This is a genomic window from Pseudomonas fluorescens (assembly GCF_902497875.1).
In the GTDB taxonomy this organism is placed as follows: Bacteria; Pseudomonadota; Gammaproteobacteria; order Pseudomonadales; family Pseudomonadaceae; genus Aquipseudomonas; species Aquipseudomonas fluorescens_BR.
In genome coordinates, this window is record NZ_CABVHY010000037.1 from 491 (window position 1) to 16,542 (window position 16,052).

General features: G+C 57.4%; 15 protein-coding genes and 2 pseudogenes. 10 read left to right on the forward strand and 7 right to left on the reverse strand.

The genetic code is table 11. The features are described 5' to 3' along the window. The 4 genes from F8N85_RS28495 to F8N85_RS28510 form a co-directional block, all read right to left on the reverse strand. On the reverse strand, positions 1-228 hold a 228-nt coding region (locus F8N85_RS28495), incomplete at its 3' end, for a hypothetical protein (RefSeq protein WP_150806863.1). A gap of 46 nt (positions 229-274) precedes the next feature. Further along, on the reverse strand, positions 275-871 hold the full coding sequence (locus F8N85_RS28500) for a DUF4157 domain-containing protein (RefSeq protein WP_150806531.1): 597 nt from the start codon (positions 869-871) through the stop codon (positions 275-277). Positions 872-1,088: 217 nt separating this feature from the next. Further along, positions 1,089-1,784 carry a tRNA (adenine(22)-N(1))-methyltransferase gene (locus F8N85_RS28505; RefSeq protein WP_318183230.1) on the reverse strand — a complete coding sequence of 232 codons (696 nt, stop codon included), beginning with the start codon at positions 1,782-1,784 and terminating at the stop codon, positions 1,089-1,091. A 247-nt stretch (positions 1,785-2,031) separates the two neighbouring features. Continuing rightward, complete coding sequence (locus tag F8N85_RS28510) at positions 2,032-2,889, reverse strand: LysR family transcriptional regulator (RefSeq protein ID WP_224795770.1); 858 nt, start codon at positions 2,887-2,889, stop codon at positions 2,032-2,034. Positions 2,890-3,115: 226 nt separating this feature from the next. Between F8N85_RS28510 and F8N85_RS28515 the strand changes: the two genes are divergently transcribed. Further along, the gene (locus tag F8N85_RS28515) at positions 3,116-4,144 is read left to right on the forward strand and encodes an amino acid ABC transporter substrate-binding protein (RefSeq protein WP_150806808.1); all 1,029 of its coding nucleotides are present in this window, start codon (positions 3,116-3,118) and stop codon (positions 4,142-4,144) included. 362 nt (positions 4,145-4,506) lie between these two features. Here F8N85_RS28515 and F8N85_RS34690 read toward each other — a convergent pair whose 3' ends face one another. Together F8N85_RS34690 and F8N85_RS28525 are read right to left on the reverse strand one after the other, a co-directional pair. Beyond that, entirely contained in the window at positions 4,507-4,665 is a 159-nt protein-coding gene (locus F8N85_RS34690; RefSeq protein ID WP_191636288.1) for a TonB-dependent receptor, read from the reverse strand. After that, on the reverse strand, positions 4,662-5,549 hold the full coding sequence (locus F8N85_RS28525; protein ID WP_150806810.1) for a LysR substrate-binding domain-containing protein: 888 nt from the start codon (positions 5,547-5,549) through the stop codon (positions 4,662-4,664). The genes F8N85_RS34690 and F8N85_RS28525 overlap by 4 nt, the downstream gene beginning before the upstream one ends. A 145-nt stretch (positions 5,550-5,694) precedes the next feature. Between F8N85_RS28525 and F8N85_RS28530 the strand changes: the two genes are divergently transcribed. Together F8N85_RS28530 and F8N85_RS28535 are read left to right on the forward strand one after the other, a co-directional pair. After that, entirely contained in the window at positions 5,695-6,045 is a 351-nt protein-coding gene (locus tag F8N85_RS28530) for a RidA family protein (RefSeq protein WP_150806811.1), read from the forward strand. A 47-nt stretch (positions 6,046-6,092) separates the two neighbouring features. Then, positions 6,093-7,484 (forward strand): FAD-dependent oxidoreductase, encoded by a 1,392-nt coding sequence (locus tag F8N85_RS28535; RefSeq protein ID WP_150806812.1) that lies wholly within the window; start codon positions 6,093-6,095, stop codon positions 7,482-7,484. 215 nt (positions 7,485-7,699) lie between these two features. Here the strand turns inward: F8N85_RS28535 and F8N85_RS35905 are convergent. Continuing rightward, positions 7,700-7,779, reverse strand: a pseudogene (locus tag F8N85_RS35905) (hypothetical protein); the annotation flags it as partial. Positions 7,780-7,978: 199 nt separating this feature from the next. Here F8N85_RS35905 and F8N85_RS28540 point away from each other — a divergent pair. The 7 genes and pseudogenes from F8N85_RS28540 to F8N85_RS28565 form a co-directional block, all read left to right on the forward strand. Continuing rightward, positions 7,979-9,145, forward strand: a complete 1,167-nt coding sequence (locus F8N85_RS28540) for a 2-aminoethylphosphonate--pyruvate transaminase (protein WP_150806813.1) — start codon at positions 7,979-7,981, stop codon at positions 9,143-9,145. A gap of 272 nt (positions 9,146-9,417) precedes the next feature. Further along, positions 9,418-10,758, forward strand: coding sequence for an MFS transporter (locus F8N85_RS28545; protein WP_150806814.1), 1,341 nt, complete (start codon positions 9,418-9,420; stop codon positions 10,756-10,758). A gap of 39 nt (positions 10,759-10,797) precedes the next feature. After that, complete coding sequence (gene phnX / locus F8N85_RS28550; RefSeq protein WP_150806815.1) at positions 10,798-11,625, forward strand: phosphonoacetaldehyde hydrolase; 828 nt, start codon at positions 10,798-10,800, stop codon at positions 11,623-11,625. 124 nt (positions 11,626-11,749) lie between these two features. Beyond that, positions 11,750-13,270: an aldehyde dehydrogenase family protein gene (locus F8N85_RS28555; protein ID WP_150806816.1), complete on the forward strand. Its 1,521-nt coding sequence runs from the start codon at positions 11,750-11,752 to the stop codon at positions 13,268-13,270. Positions 13,271-13,417: 147 nt separating this feature from the next. Next, positions 13,418-14,443 (forward strand): annotated as a pseudogene (locus F8N85_RS35910) (cache domain-containing protein); the annotation flags it as partial. Positions 14,444-14,509: 66 nt separating this feature from the next. Next, positions 14,510-15,301, forward strand: a complete 792-nt coding sequence (locus tag F8N85_RS35915) for a methyl-accepting chemotaxis protein (protein ID WP_412072519.1) — start codon at positions 14,510-14,512, stop codon at positions 15,299-15,301. A gap of 104 nt (positions 15,302-15,405) precedes the next feature. Beyond that, the coding region (locus F8N85_RS28565; RefSeq protein WP_150806864.1) for an AMP-binding protein at positions 15,406-16,052 on the forward strand (647 nt) is incomplete at its 3' end.

The following is a 16,052-nucleotide window of genomic DNA, read 5'->3' on the forward strand; positions in this document are numbered from 1 at the left end:
TTGATCGACGACCTTAATCTGCGTCAGCCCGACCAGCTCGGCCTGCTCTAAAATCTTTTCCGGCGTCGCGTCCGCAGTGGGCATGATCAGGCTGTTCTCTGCATCCCCAAAATGCAGCTGTAGCAGGTGCATCGCCGCCTCATGGACGGGCAGCTGAGGCTGCTTGAATTCGAATATGTGTGTGCGGGGCTCGCCGTTGAACAGGTATTCCAGAGTGTAGGTGCGCATGGTGGGATCCTCGTCATGGGAGAAGTTCAGCTGATTATCCCGCTCTTCAGTATGTCCCTTCCCGCACCCACCGTCGGACCTCAGCCTGTATGGCATAAGCCGGCGCCTCCACTGCATTGAAATCTTGTGTATAACGCTGGGCAAATCCTTCTACTCCCCATTCCTGATACTGCTGCACATGCTTTAATTCGTGGGCCCAGAGCGCGATGTTCTGTTCTGCGGTTTGGGCGTCCCGGAAGAGGATGATGTCGATCAGCGTCACGGCACCGACATCGGGGTTTTGCAGCATGGCAGTGGCCGCGCTGAATTGGCCGTTGTCGCTAACTTTGTAGCGCGCGGTATCGAGGACGCCGGGGTCGTACCAGCGCAGCAGTTGCTCCCGGATGTGCGGTGGAATGGGTTGGGTGCCGGCGTTGGCTGCTTCAGCGCGGGCTTGGCTCAGCCACAGCGCCAGGGCAGGTGCTGCGATCTGGTAGATGCCATCAGGCAGGGGGCCGAGCAGCGGTCCCACGTCTGGCAGGCAGATGCAGCCGTCCAGGCACACTTGTTTCTCGCCAGCCGGGCAGGCGTTGGTCTGGGCTGGCACTTCAAGAGTCAGGCAAAGAACCAACAGCGCCACCAGGCGCGTGGGGATGGGCGGCATTGGGCGCTCCAGGGACGGACGCAGCGCGAACAGTGGGTCACAATTGATCGACGACCCGCATAGCTTTAGCGTAGTCCCGAACTATGCGCCCCCAGGATAATCGCAGGAAGCGACAGACCACCTTTCCTGCGAATCTCCCACTTTAGTAGACATGTGTCCGCGGCAGCTATTGGCGGGTAGCAGCTCGGCGATTTTTCGTACAAACCCTGGACCGGGCTCAAGCCAGCAGTGCGGTGATCCAGCGGGCCTGCCGGGCGACGTCCTGAACTTTCTCCTCGGGCACGGCCTGCCGCGCCCGGGCGAAGTCGGTCAGGGTCTGCTGTTTCTGGCTCAGCATCCGCTGCCACTTGACCAGGAACGCCGGGCTGCGTGCCTGCATCTGCAGCGGGCCGAAGTACAGCTCCTCGGCGGTGTACATCACCGGCCCGTCGCGCTCGGCGACGATGATTTCGTAGTCGAAGCGGTTTTCCCGCAGCAATTCCTCGCAGAGGATGCGGTAGTCATTTTCCATCAGCCATTGGCGCAGTGGCTGCTCGCCGCCGTTGGGCTGCAGGATCAGGCGCTCCTGGCCATTCAGGCGCGCCTTGCCGCTGTCGAGGATGTCGCGGATCGTCTCGCCGCCCATGCCGCAGATGCTGATCGCCGTGATCCCGTCTCCCGGCTCGATCGCCGCCAAGCCATTGGCCAGGCGCACGGTGATCCGCTGGTCCAGACCGTTCTCGCGCACGGTGCGTTCGGCCGAGCGGAACGGCGTCAATGCCACCTCGCCGGCCACCGCCGCCGCGATGGCGCCACGGCGCATCAACGCCACCGGCAGGTAGCCGTGATCCGAGCCGATATCGGCAAGGCGCGCATCTGCTGGCACATGCGCCGCCACGCGCTCCAGGCGCATGGACAATGTCTGTTGGTTCAACTGCAGCCCCTTTTCACCACGAACGTCCAGCACCTTTGGCCGGATCGGGACGCGATTCTGTCGAGCAACGCCGTGCATTACAAGTTCCTGCGACCAGGGCCATGGGTCGCCCCGTCCTTGCGCTCGCGTATCGGCCCAAAGCGAACCCTGGTCATGGGCCGCTTTTGGCTGGTCAGTGGCGATGCGATTAGGTGGTCAAGAGGAATGCAATTACGCAAGCCCGCTCCCACATAGAGCCACGGGAGTCCTAGGCGGGCGTGATATACGTGACCATCCACCGCAAAAACGCCTTCACCTTGGGCACTTCCCCCGCATGCTCGGCATGGGCGATGAAGTGTGCGCCCGCGCTGGGCATGGCGTAATCCCAGGGAATTACCAGGCTGCCCCGGGCCAGTTCGTCGCTCACCATGTACCGGGGCACCAGCGCCACGCCGTACCCCGACTGGGCGGCGCGAATGCACATGTAAAACGTGTCGAAACGTGGGCCGTGGTAGCTGTTTTGCGAATGCAGACCCTGTTCCAGAAACCATGCATGCCAGGCCTCAGGGCGGGAGGTGCATTGCAGCAAAGTGTGTTGGGAAGGGGCGATCTCGGTGCTGGCGACGAACCCCGGGGCGCAGACCGGCACCACATCTTCACTGAACAATTCAATGCAGGTCGCCCCCGGCCAGGACCCCTGGCCGTAGAAAAATGCGATATCGGCCTTGGCCTGCAATACGTCGAAAGGCTCCAGATCGGTGCGCACGTCCAGGTGAATGCGCGGGTGCAGCGCTGCGAAGTCCTTGAGCTTGGGCACCAGCCAGCGGTCGCCGAAGGTCGGCTGGGTGGCGATGCGCAGGACTTCGGTTTCGCCGCCGTAACTGAGGATGTAGCGGCTGGAGATGTCCACCTGATTGAGGATTTTGTGCACTTCGGCCAGGTACAAGGCGCCGGCCGGCGACAGGTGCAGGCGTTGGCGCACTCGCTCGAAGAGGTTGTGGCAGAGCATTTCCTCCAACTGCGCCACCTGCTTACTGACGGCGCTTTGGGTCAGGTGCAACTCTTGGGCGGCGCGGGTGAAGCTGAGGTGGCGAGCGGCCGCTTCGAAGCACTGCAGGGAGGTCATCGACGGCGTTAAACGTTTTGAAAACACGAGGCCACCTAAAGGGGAACGGATGCGGCGCCAGGGGCAGTTCATTCCAAACCGGAAGGAGCACTTGCCGAAAGGTCGTTTGTTGGACGGCTAAAAAACCACTAAAACTGACCGGCATCAAGGATTTCATCCACTATCGGGTGCGTGCGGGCGCGCGACATGTGCGTCGAATAACAAGAAACACTAGGGAGTCGTTGGCATGAAGAGCATGAAATCCACCCTGGCCTTGCTGGCCGCCACCGCCCTGTTGGGTGTGACCGCTACCGCTCAAGCGGGGGCGACGCTGGATGCCATTACCAAAAAGGGCTTTATCCAGTGCGGTGTCAGCGATGGTCTGCCGGGGTTCGGCGTGCCGAACGCTCAGGGCAAAATGACCGGGATCGACGTCGATGTTTGCCACGCGGTGGCTGCCGCGCTGTTTGGCGACGCGTCGAAAGTGAAGTTCAGCCAGTTGACCGCCAAAGAGCGCTTCACCGCGTTGCAGTCGGGGGAGATCGACCTTATTTCCCGCAACACCACCTGGACCAGTTCCCGGGACGCCGGCATGGGCCTGGTGTTCACTGGCGTGACCTATTACGACGGGATTGGCTTTTTGGTGAACAACAAACTGGGGGTGAGCAGCGCCAAGGAACTGGGCGGCGCGACCATCTGCATCCAGGCTGGCACCACCACCGAACTCAACGTGTCGGATTACTTTCGCGCCAATAACCTCAAATACACCCCCATCACCTTCGACACCGCCGATGAAAGCGCCAAGGGCCTGGAAGCCGGTCGTTGCGATGTGTTGACCACTGACCAGTCGGGCCTTTACGCCCAACGGATCAAAATGTCCCACCCCGACGAGTTCGTGGTGCTGCCGGAAATCATCTCCAAGGAGCCGCTCGGCCCGCTGGTGCGCAAGGGCGACGAGGAGTGGTTCAGTATCGTCAAGTGGACCCTGTTCGCCATGCTCAACGCCGAAGAAATGGGCATCACCTCGCAGAACGTCGAAGAGCAGGCCAAGAGCACCAAGAACCCGGATGTCGCACGGCTGCTGGGTGCCGATGGTGAATACGGCAAGGACTTGAAGCTGCGCAAGGACTGGGTGGTTCAGATAGTCAAACAGGTCGGCAACTACAGCGAAGTGTTTGAGCGCAACATTGGCCAGGGCAGCGTGCTGAAGATCAAGCGCGGCCTCAACGCCTTGTGGAACAACGGCGGGATTCAGTACGCGCCGCCTGTGCGCTGAAGTGTTGAAATACGATCTGTAAAACCCAAAATGGTTACCCCGTCCCACCCTGTGAACGCCCACTAAGCTTTCACAGGGTACCTACCGCAGACCATAGCCATGAACAAAGTAGGTATTGCCACCTCTGAGAGGGCGAAAACCGTTTCGTGATTTGACTGCCTACCTCGGGAGCCTGGTCGCCGCTTCCAGCCGTTGATGAAAGGCTGCTTCGGGTCCAGGCTGTGTGAAAACGTTTTAGAGCAAGTTTGACAGTCAGAATCGGAACAAAAATCGCGTTCCTATGTACATTTCAGGTCTGCTGACTAAGCAAACGCCGACAGATTTTACCTAGCCACGCAGACTTCAAAACGGCGCATGGGTTTTCACACAGCCTTAAAGTTGCGCGGATCACCGTAGTAGTTACCGAAGGTCTCGCTACCGATGGTGGCGTAGTAGCGCTTGTCGAACAGGTTGTTGTCGTTGAGCGCAACCGACCAGGTGTCATCGGTGCAGGCATCGTGGGCGCGTCTGTGGCGTATCACCTGGCTGGCAAAGGAGCCACCGCCTCTCGAACCATGTCGAAAAAGGTCGTCAGGATACGTCGGGAACTCTGTGCGCGCAGGCAAACCAATGTTTCGGTGAAGCGCTGCTGACAATCGATGATCGGCAATCCGCGAATCCTGGAATCAGAGCCAAGCTCGGCCGCCGAGACAACCCCGACACCCATACCGATTGCGACGGCCTCGCGCGCCGCTTCACGCCCCTCCACCTCAATTGCCTTGCGAATGCGTAAGCCCGCCACTGCCATCTCCTCTTCCAGGGATAGCCGCGTAACCGAGCCCTGCTCGCGCAACACCAGAGGCGTGTTGTCCAGATCGGCGAGGCAAATGGATTTGCGTTGCGCCCAGGGATGGTCATGGGCGACGAAGGCGAGCATTGGGTCACTGCGAAGATGCAGCTTCAGCAGGCGGTCATCTTCGATGTTGCGCCCCAGCAGGGCAATGTCTGCCTGGTGACCGAACAACCGCTGCAATACCTCATCGGTATTTGCCGTTTCAATCTTCACGTCGACACCCGGGTAACGAGCGCAGAAGCGTGCGACATAGGGCAGTACATGCACGGGCGCGTCTACGGCAAGGTTCAGGGTTCCAGTCGACAGGGTGCGGTAATCCATCAGCATATCGTGCGCATCAACACTGATATCAAACAAACGCTGTGTCAGGCCGAACAACTGCTCGCCCACTTCAGTCAGGCGCACCAGGCGTTTGTCACGGTAGAACACCATCACACCGTAGCAATCCTCAAGCTTGCGAACCTGGTCGGACACCGCTGGTTGAGACAGGCAGAGCTGCTCGGCCGCCCGAGTGAAACTGCCATTCATTGCTACGGCGTGGAAAGCCTTGAGTTGAGTATGAGAAATCATCATCGAGTGCCTTTCTATAGTTTCAGCTTATTCATGCATACGATAAATCGATTTTATTTATGAACGATGAACTGCAAGCATGGTTTTCGCAAGTACTTGGGCCGCTGATCGCGACAGTGCCGCCTCTCATATCAATCAGGAATGTCTAATGGAAATTGAACGTTTCGCCACGATAAAACGCCGTTCGGACATGGTCCGATATGACAACCACCTCTACCTCGGTGGCCAAGTTGCCACGGACCTCAGTGGCGGTATCGAGGCACAGACTCACGAAGTACTCGCAAATATCGAGCAGCTTTTGCTCAGTGCCGGCAGCAGCCGCAAGCGGGTGCTTTCGGTGCGCATCCTGCTCGCCCATCGTGAGGACTATGAAGGGCTCAACAAGGTCTGGGATGAGTTTTTCCCCGAAGGCCATGCCCCCACACGCGCTTGTACCCTGGCCAATCTGATCGACCCCGGTTGGCGCGTGGAAATGATCGTGGTCGCCGCGTGCGGCTGATTGCGTCCTGAATCCCCGCCCCGAAACCGATCGAAAGGAGATAACCCATGCGCCCCTACTGGCTCGACCAGGCCCTGAAAAGCCAATCCGACACGCCCTGTCCGCCGCTGCGGCAAGACACCCACGCCGATGTCTGCATCGTAGGCGGTGGTTATACCGGTTTGTGGACCGCCATCATGCTCAAGGAACAGAACCCCGAGCTGGACGTTGTCATCGTCGAAGCCGACATTTGCGGTGCCGGTGCCAGTGGGCGCAACGGCGGCTGTGCATTGTCCTGGTCGGCCAAGTTCTTCACTCTCGAGCGGTTGTTCGGCGTCAAAGAGGCTGTACGCCTGGTCAAGGAATCGGAGCAGAGCATCTACGCCATCGGCACCTTTTGCGAAAAATACGCGGTGGATGCCGATTACCGTCTCGATGGCACGCTCTACACGGCGACTAACCACGCCCAAGTTGGCTCGACTGACGGGGTGATCGCGGCGCTGGAGCGCAATGGCATCAACTCTTTCTCCAAATGCGCGCTACCTGACGTGCAACGAATGGCGGGTTCAACCCGGCACGTTGAAGGCTGGTTCTCGCCTGCGGCGGCCAGTGTGCAACCGGGCAAGCTGGTGCGCGGCCTGCGTCGAGTCGCACTGGAGTTGGGTGTGCGCATCTACGAAGGCTCGCCGATGACCGGTCTGAAAGAGGCGCTGCCAGCCATCGTCAGTACGCCGAACGGGAAAGTAACCTGCAACCGGGTCGTGTTGGCGATGAATGCCTGGATGGCGCGTGCCTTTCCACAGTTCTCGCGCTCGGTGGCCATCGTCTCCAGCGACATGATCATCACCGAGCCTCGACCTGACCTGCTCAAGAAAATCGGCCTGACCAGCGGGGTCACCGTACTCGACTCGCGCATATTCGTGCACTACTACCACAACACCCCGGACGGCCGGATCATGCTCGGTAAAGGAGGCAACACTTTTGCTTATGGCGGCCGTATTCTGCCAGTGTTCGACCAGCCATCGCCCTACGCAGGGCTGTTGCGCAACACTCTGGCGGAGTTCTTTCCAGACTTTGCCGATGTAGACATCGCCGCCACTTGGAATGGCCCGTCCGATCGCTCAGTCACAGGGCTGCCTTTCTTCGGTCGTATGGGCGCAAGCGGCAACATCTTCTATGGCTTCGGCTATTCCGGCAGTGGCGTCGGCCCCTGTCATATGGGTGGGCAGATCCTGTCATCGCTGGTTTTGGGGGTGGACAACCCCTGGACACGCTCGCCGCTGGTTCAAGGTCCGCTCGGCCATTTCCCACCAGAGCCGATCCGCTACCTGGGTTCACTGATGGTGCGCAACGCCATTCGTCGTAAGGAGCATGCCGAGGACCACAACCGATGTCCCCGCCGACTGGATGTGCATCTAGCGAAATTCGCCGCGGCTGCCGGCAAGGCGGACAAGGGATAACGCACCGATAACTCAACCAGACTTTTACGCGCACCAATAGAAAACCCGCCTGGCTATTTGCCAGGCGGGTTTGCGACATTTCTCAATCCGTCCAACTCAACCGCTTGATTCTTGCGCCCAGCAGTTTTTTGGCAGCCCCGGTGCCCACTGCATCATATCCGGCAAAGCGAGCCCCTCTGGTTAAGCTTCGCAATAGAGCTTTGATACTCGACGTTGATGGCTTTGAGCGGCACGCCTGGGCGGCCCATGGCGAGGCATACCCTGATGACACCTGGCCGGCGTTGGCGAAACTGGTTTATGGAATGTGAACCCGCTCATTCGAACGGCAATGCATAGGTCGGAATCGGACTGGTATGCGACGGTGGATAACGATTTCGACTTATAAGCTCAGCTTGTTTTTGACATGTGATAAATCGATTTCAATTATTTCTACGCAAATGTTTTGATCACTCCATGCATCACTCCTCATAAAAACAACATCGCCGGAGAAGATCATGACCAAAGCTGAATTTCCGACCACACAGGCGCTGGCAACTCCTGCCCTGGGTGAACCCTACCTGCTGACCCCAGGCCCATTAACCACTTCCAAAGCCACCAAGGAAGCCATGCTGCGCGACTGGGGTTCATGGGACGTTGCCTTCAATCAAGTCACTGCCGAAGTTCGCCAGAATTTACTCAGCATGGCCGGCGTAGAGGACGACAGCTTCGTCTGCGTGCCATTGCAAGGCAGCGGCAGCTATTCGGTGGAAGCCGCATTAGCCACTGCCATCCCTCGAGATGGCAAAGCACTGGTCCTCATGAACGGCGCCTATGGCCAGCGTGCCACCAAGACACTGGAATACCTCGGTCGTGCATTCATCACCCTCGATAAGGGCGATTACCTGCCGCCGCAGCCCGAGGAAGTGGACGCCTTGCTCAAGGCCAACCCCGATGTTACCAATGTCTTTATCGTTCATTGTGAAACCAGCTCTGGCATCCTAAACCCATTGCGCGAGATCGCCGATGTGGTGAAAGCTCATGGTAAGAGTTTAATCATCGATGCTATGAGCTCCTTCGGTGCCGTGCCGCTCACCGTAAACGAAATTGCTTTTGACGTGGTGGTGTCCTCCGCCAACAAATGCATCGAGGGCATCCCCGGTTTTGGCTTCGTGATCATCCGCCGCTCTATGATAGAAGCCGCTAAAGGCCGCGCCAATTCGTTGAGCCTCGACCTCTATGAACAGTGGGTCTACATGGAGCGCACTGGCCAATGGCGCTTTACCCCACCGACTCACAGTGTGGTGGCCTTTCACAAGGCTTTGGAACAGCACAGTGCCGAAGGCGGCGTGCATGGTCGCCTGGCGCGCTACACCCGCAATCGCGACGTCCTGGTCACAGGCATGCGAGAGTTGGGCTTCAAGACCCTGCTAGAAGACCGTTGGTTGTCGCCGATCATCACCACGTTCTTCAGTCCAGAACATCCGAACTTTGAGTTCAAACGTTTCTACGACGAACTCAAAGCCCGTCAGTTCATCATCTACCCCGGCAAACTGACGGTAGCCGAAAGTTTCCGTATCGGCTGTATCGGCCAGATCGACGAATACATCGTCCATCAGTTGCTGCGCGCCATCGCCGACAGTCTTGTGGCGATGAACGTCGACATGCAACAGCCGGCTGCCTGATCAACCCCTTTAAAGGTCCATGTCGATTCGAGCATAGGTGCAATGGGTAGCACCTTTGGACGGGGATCTTTTTTTAAACCATGGATTCGGTGACTTATCACTCGGCAGCGCCGAGCAGGAGTCAGCGATCGCGTCAATTTAATACTTAAAGCCTGATGCCATCTCACAGCCATCTAATCGATGTCGTGTGCGTGCACAGATTTTCTGTACCGAAAACAAAAACAAAATCAATTACTTTGCGCTGTCTGGCACCACATACGGGATCAGAACACATGAACAAGAACGCAAGTCCTCTCGCAACCGGCTGGAAATCTCTCCAGCGTTGGCGTGTGCAAGTTTTTCTCATCACCTGGGTGGCTTATGCCGCCTTCTACTTCACCCGCAAAGCGTTTTCTGTCGCCAAACTTGGTATTGGCGAAGACCCGAACTTCATACTCGAAAAAGCCATGATGGCCAATCTGGACGCCCTCTATCTAACTGCGTATGCAGTGGGGCAGTTTCTTTGGGGCAACTTCTCTGACCGCTTCGGTCCAAGGGTCGTGGTCCTTAGTGGACTCGTCATCTCGGCGTTAGCCGCGCTGCTTATGGGTACCTACGCCACCTTACCGATTTTCGTCTCCTGCATGCTAATTCAGGGCCTTGCTCAGTCCACCGGTTGGTCTGGTCTATGCAAGAACGTCGGCAGTTTCTTCAGCACTGGCGAACGTGGCCGCGTACTGGGTTACTGGAGCACCTCCTACGCCTTCGGGGGTCTGGTAGCCACACCATTTGCCGGTTGGTGGGCCTACAACGCGTACCACGACTGGCGCATGGCGTTTATCAGCAGCGCTGTCGTGGTGCTGGTGGTAGCAGTGCTGTTCTTTTTCTTGCAACGCAACCGTCCAGAAGACGTCGGCCTGCCTCCCGTCGAGATCGAAATCGAACCCGTCAGCAAGGCCGTGGTGCCACGCGAAAGTATGTGGGCTGGCTTGCGCACGGTGATGAAAAATCGAACCGTACTGGTGCTGGGTCTTGCCTATTTCATGCTCAAGCCAGCGCGGTATGCAATTCTCCTGTGGGGGCCGGTAATGATCTACGAACGGATGCCCGAGATTGGCAAAGTGGCATCCGCCATCGTTCCGACGGCTTTTGAACTAGCAGGTCTGGCAGGTCCGATTCTTATCGGTATCGCATCAGATAAGTACTTCGGCGCTCGTCGTATGCCGGCCTGTGTCCTTAGTCTGGTTGTGCTCACCCTGTGTCTGGGGCTGTTCGTCCCCGCGATGCAGAGCGGTAGTCTTTACATGGTGGTTGGCCTGTTGTTCATGATAGGCCTGACGCTTTACGGGCCGGATTCGATGATGAGCGGCTCGGCTGCCATTGATTTCGGCAGCAAGGATGGAGCGGCCTCCTCCGCAGGCTTCGTCAACGGCTGCGGTTCGATAGGCGCGGTCCTCGGCGGCCTGTTACCAGGATACTTCGACACCACCACCATATTCCTGGTGTTCACCGTCGCGGCGCTGCTGGCCAGCTTGATGTTGATTCCATTTTGGAATAGTCGCCCGAAAACGGTGGAAAGCAAGGAGTTGGCCTCGACTCCGGTGCAACCGGCCATTGTCGGCGCCAATTCCTGAACTCGAACTAATCACTCACCAATCACTGGAGCAATCATCATGCACTACAAACAACCTTCTCAACTGCAAGCCGTGGTTTTGGACTGGGCGGGCACTGTCGTTGATTTCGGTTCTTTCGCACCGACTCAGATTTTCGTCGAAGCCTTTGCCGAGTTCGGCGTCGCGGTCTCCCTGGCAGAAGCTCGCGGGCCGATGGGCATGGGCAAGTGGGATCACATCCGCACGCTGTGCAACGAGCCGCAGATCGCCGAACGCTACCATGCCACCTTCGGCCGGTTGCCAACTGATGATGATGTCACCGCCCTCTACGAGCGTTTCATGCCGCTGCAGATCGAAAAGATCGCCCTGCACTCGGCGCTGATTCCCGGCGCTCTCGATACGATCAATGGCTTACGCGACAAAGGTCTGAAAATCGGTTCTTGCTCAGGCTACCCGGCCGTGGTCATGGAAAAGGTCGTAGAACTGGCGCGCAAGAACGGCTATGTCACCGACCATGTGGTTGCTACCGACGAAGTGCCCAACGGTCGTCCACATCCAGCTCAAGCCTTGGCGAACGTGATTGCATTGGGTATCAGTGATGTGGCTGCCTGCGTCAAGGTCGACGACACCTGGCCGGGCATTCTCGAAGGCCGTAGCGCCGGTATGTGGACGGTTGCATTGACCTGCTCCGGCAACGCACTGGGTCTGTCTTATGAGCAATTCAAGGATTTATCCCTGGAGGAGTTGGCCGAGGAACGCGCACGCATTATCAAGATGTTCGAAGGCTCTCGCCCCCACTACGTGATCGACACCATCGTTGATTTGCCGGCAATCATTGAAGACATCAATGCTCGTCTCGCGCGTGGGGAAACTCCGCAGGGCAGCTAATTAGTCTTCAGCTAAAGCTGGCGGCTAAGAAGCAGCCAGCATCAGCAAGAAGATGCATCAGATTCCAATGCCACCGGTACGGGCTTACGCCTGCTACATCCAATAACTACAAGAGAGTCTCATCATGATCTATGCCCAGCCTGGCACCCCCGGTGCCGTTGTCTCCTTCAAGTCCCGTTACGGCAACTACATCGGTGGCGAGTTCGTCGCGCCAATCAACGGCCAATATTTCACCACTACGTCGCCGGTGAACGGTCAACCGATCGCCGAGTTTCCGCGCTCCAGCGCCGAAGACATAGACAAGGCGCTGGATGCTGCTCATGCGGCGGCTGATGCCTGGGGGAAAACCTCGGTGCAGGACCGGGCCTTGGTTTTGTTGAAGATCGCTGACCGCATCGAACAGAATCTGGAAACGCTCGCGGTCACCGAAAGCTGGGACAACGGCAAAGCCGTACGCGAAACTCTCAACGCCGACATCCCGCTGGCCGCCGATCACTTCCGCTATTACGCCGGTTGCATTCGCGCGCAGGAAGGCAGCTCTGCCGAAATCAACGAACACACCGCCGCCTATCACTTTCATGAACCCCTGGGCGTGGTCGGGCAGATCATCCCGTGGAACTTCCCGATCCTGATGGCTGCCTGGAAACTCGCCCCAGCCCTGGCCGCCGGTAACTGCGTGGTGCTCAAGCCTGCCGAACAAACCCCGCTGGGCATCACCGTGCTGATGGAACTGATCGGTGACCTGCTGCCGCCAGGCGTGCTGAACATCGTGCAAGGTTATGGCAAAGAAGCCGGCGAAGCCTTGGCCACCAGCAAGCGCATCGCCAAAATCGCCTTTACCGGATCGACCCCGGTTGGCTCGCACATCATGAAATGCGCGGCCGAAAACATCATTCCGTCCACCGTGGAGCTGGGTGGTAAATCGCCAAACATCTTCTTCGAAGACATCATGCAAGCCGAACCATCCTTTATCGAGAAAGCCGCCGAAGGTCTGGTGCTGGCGTTCTTCAACCAAGGCGAAGTGTGCACCTGCCCTTCCCGCGCCCTGGTGCAAGAGTCGATCTATGACGACTTCATGAAAGTGGTGATGAAGAAAGTCCTGCAAATCAAACGTGGCGACCCGCTGGACACCGACACCATGGTCGGCGCCCAGGCGTCGGAGCAGCAGTTCGACAAGATCCTGTCGTACCTGGAAATCGCCAAGGGCGAAGGCGCCGAATTGCTGACCGGCGGCAAGGTGGAAAAACTCGAAGGCGACTTGGCGAGCGGGTATTACATCCAGCCGACCCTGCTCAAGGGCACCAACAAGATGCGGGTGTTCCAGGAAGAAATCTTCGGCCCGGTGGTCGGCATTACCACCTTCAAGGACGAAGCCGAAGCCCTCGCCATCGCCAACGACACCGAGTTCGGCCTGGGCGCCGGTCTCTGGACCCGCGACATCAACCGCGCCTACCGCATGGGCCGTGCGATCAAGGCCGGTCGTGTCTGGACCAACTGCTACCACCTGTACCCGGCACACGCCGCGTTCGGTGGTTACAAGAAGTCCGGTGTCGGTCGTGAAACCCACAAAATGATGCTCGATCACTACCAGCAGACCAAAAACCTGTTGGTGAGTTACGACGTCAATCCCCTAGGCTTTTTTTAAGGTTAAGTCACGACTGCGCGCATAGTCGTCCAGGCGACAAGACTCTCAGTAAACAGACCGGGGCAGGCATCTCGACAGCAAATCTTGTTGTCGAGAGCCCTGCACTCAGGCGACAAATTGATTGCTAACGACCCTTCGGAGCCCTCGATGAAAATCCGTTACAAGGTAAGCCTTGTGGCTGCTTGTGTGCTGTTTGTGACAACCAGTCTCCTATCGCTGGTTCAGGTAGGGCAGATACGGACGATTTTGCGTAACCAGGTCGAGGCGAGCATCTCCGAGTCGAGCAATGCCGCGGCACGTCAGATCGAAAACTGGCTTAACGGCAAACTTCGTTTGATGGATTTTGCATCCCAGGTGATCGATAGTCAGTACAGTCCGCAAGTGACCCAAAGAGTCATTGATTCGCCAATTTTGAAAGATGAATTCAAGTTGGTATTCGGCGCCCTTGAGTCCGACGGAAAACCCATCAAGAACACTGCGTCCTGGAATCCAAAACCCGATTATGACGGTCGCACCCGCCCTTGGTATGCAACGGGCAAAGCAGGTAGACAAGCAGTTTTAACCGAACCCTACAAGGACTCCACAACAGGTGAAATTCTTATCTCGGCTGTCGCCCGGATCAACGATGGGGGTCAACCGCTCGGGGTGTTCGGTGGTGACATCCGCCTTACTGCGGTTGCCGATGCCATCAATACGCTGGATTTCGGTGGGGCCGGTTACGCGTTCCTGCTCAGTAAAAGTGGCAACATCATTTCTCACCCGGACGCTGAACTGAACGGCAAGCCCTACAGCCAGCTTTTCGAAGGAAACGTTCTACCCCTCACCCGTCAGCTTCAAGAAGTCAGCAGCAGTGGAAAGTCCCTTCTTGTGTCTTTCATTCCGCTTACTGATCTCAAGGGCATGGATTGGTATATCGGCGTGGTACTTGACCAAGACATCGTCATGTCGGCTGCTCATGTCCTGAGCTGGCGAGCCGTTATCGGCACTGTCCTCGGCGTGTTAATCAGCCTCCTTCTGTTAGGCATGCTGGTGAAACGATTGCTTTGGCCACTCGAACAACTCAAAGAGTCTCTCGCGGATATTAATCGCGGAGACGGTGACTTAACTCGTCAATTGAAAGTGAGCGGCAAAGATGAGATCGCACTGGTTTCTGGCGAATTCAATCGATTCCTGCAAAACCTGAAATCGCTCATCGGCGATGTCAAAAATAGCTCTCAACAGGTCCGCGAGAGCACCAAGGTGACTTCCCAAGAAGCAAATAAAGCAGCTAATCGCGTACATGTTCAATTGCAGGAATTGGATCAACTGGCCACCGCCATGACCGAGATGGCTTCGACGGCAGAAGACGTGGCGCGTAATGCACAAGCGGCGGCCGAAGCCGCGATCGCAGCCAATGACCAAACCGCGGAGGGTGTCAGTCTGGTCTCCAAATCCACAGCAGCAATCAATCGCCTTGCCGATGAGATGGACCACACAGGCCACGCCATCAATGAGTTGTCCACCCTCAGTCAAAGCATTGAATCGATCGTGGCGGTCATTACAAGCATTGCAGACCAGACCAATCTGCTTGCGCTCAACGCGGCCATCGAGGCAGCAAGAGCTGGTGAATCGGGACGCGGTTTTGCTGTGGTGGCTGATGAGGTGCGTTCACTTGCTTCGCGCACTCAACAATCCACTCAGGAAATTCGCCTGATGATTGATCAGTTGCAGACGGGTGTGAAACACGCCCAAGTGCGGATGCAGCAAAGCCGCGACACTGCCAGCAAAACTGCGGGGGATGCCAATGCAGCCAATCACACGCTCGAGCGCATCCGTGACGCGATTTACCGCATCAATGATATGAACCTGCAGATTGCCGCTGCCGCTGAAGAACAGAGCGCGACGACTGACGAAATCAATCGAAACACGACCAATATTCGCGACATTAGCCTTGAAGTTTCGGGCAGTGCTGAATTGCAAGTCCATCAATGCTCAGCGATGGAGAACCATGTCAGCCAGCAAGACACATTGCTCAACCGGTTCAGAATTTGAACGACAAATTAGATGCTCTAGTAGACAGGCCATAGCATCCCGGCGGCCACAACATCCAAATAAATACAATTCAAACTGAAACGATCGTTGTCGAGGAAAGTAAGATGAGTGCGGCTTCTCTGTATCCCGTTCGTCCCGAGGTTGCGGCCAACACGTTGACTGATGAAGCAACCTACAAGGCCATGTACCAGCAGTCGGTGGTCAATCCCGACGGTTTCTGGCGTGAGCAGGCCAAACGCCTCGACTGGATCAAGCCTTTCACCACGGTGAAGCAGACTTCCTTCGATGATCACCATGTCGACATCAAGTGGTTCGCCGACGGCACCCTGAACGTTTCCTACAACTGTCTGGACCGTCACCTCGCCGAGCGCGGCGACCAGATCGCGATTATCTGGGAGGGCGATGACCCTGCCGAGAGCCGCAACATCACCTATCGCGAGCTGCACGAAGAAGTCTGCAAGTTCGCCAACGCCCTGCGGGGCCAGGATGTGCACCGCGGCGACGTGGTGACTATCTATATGCCGATGATTCCCGAAGCCGTGGTCGCCATGCTGGCGTGCACCCGGATCGGCGCGATTCACTCGGTGGTGTTCGGTGGTTTCTCGCCGGAAGCCCTGGCCGGTCGGATCATCGACTGCAAATCCAAAGTGGTGATCACCGCTGACGAAGGCCTGCGTGCCGGGAAAAAAATCCCGCTCAAGTCGAACGTCGATGATGCGCTGACCAACCCGGATACCCACAGCATTCAGAA

What these genes read in the sequence shown, in the direction of transcription:
- F8N85_RS28510 (WP_224795770.1), bottom strand. Translation starts at nt 2,889, where the DNA reads ATGACCTCCCTGCAGTGCTTCGAAGCGGCCGCTCGCCACCTCAGCTTC.
- F8N85_RS28515 (WP_150806808.1), top strand. Translation starts at nt 3,116, where the DNA reads ATGAAGAGCATGAAATCCACCCTGGCCTTGCTGGCCGCCACCGCCCTG.
- phnX (WP_150806815.1), top strand. Translation starts at nt 10,798, where the DNA reads ATGCACTACAAACAACCTTCTCAACTGCAAGCCGTGGTTTTGGACTGG.
- F8N85_RS28525 (WP_150806810.1), bottom strand. Translation starts at nt 5,549, where the DNA reads ATGATGATTTCTCATACTCAACTCAAGGCTTTCCACGCCGTAGCAATG.
- F8N85_RS28530 (WP_150806811.1), top strand. Translation starts at nt 5,695, where the DNA reads ATGGAAATTGAACGTTTCGCCACGATAAAACGCCGTTCGGACATGGTC.
- F8N85_RS28500 (WP_150806531.1), bottom strand. Translation starts at nt 871, where the DNA reads ATGCCGCCCATCCCCACGCGCCTGGTGGCGCTGTTGGTTCTTTGCCTG.
- F8N85_RS28545 (WP_150806814.1), top strand. Translation starts at nt 9,418, where the DNA reads ATGAACAAGAACGCAAGTCCTCTCGCAACCGGCTGGAAATCTCTCCAG.
- F8N85_RS28540 (WP_150806813.1), top strand. Translation starts at nt 7,979, where the DNA reads ATGACCAAAGCTGAATTTCCGACCACACAGGCGCTGGCAACTCCTGCC.
- F8N85_RS28535 (WP_150806812.1), top strand. Translation starts at nt 6,093, where the DNA reads ATGCGCCCCTACTGGCTCGACCAGGCCCTGAAAAGCCAATCCGACACG.
- F8N85_RS28555 (WP_150806816.1), top strand. Translation starts at nt 11,750, where the DNA reads ATGATCTATGCCCAGCCTGGCACCCCCGGTGCCGTTGTCTCCTTCAAG.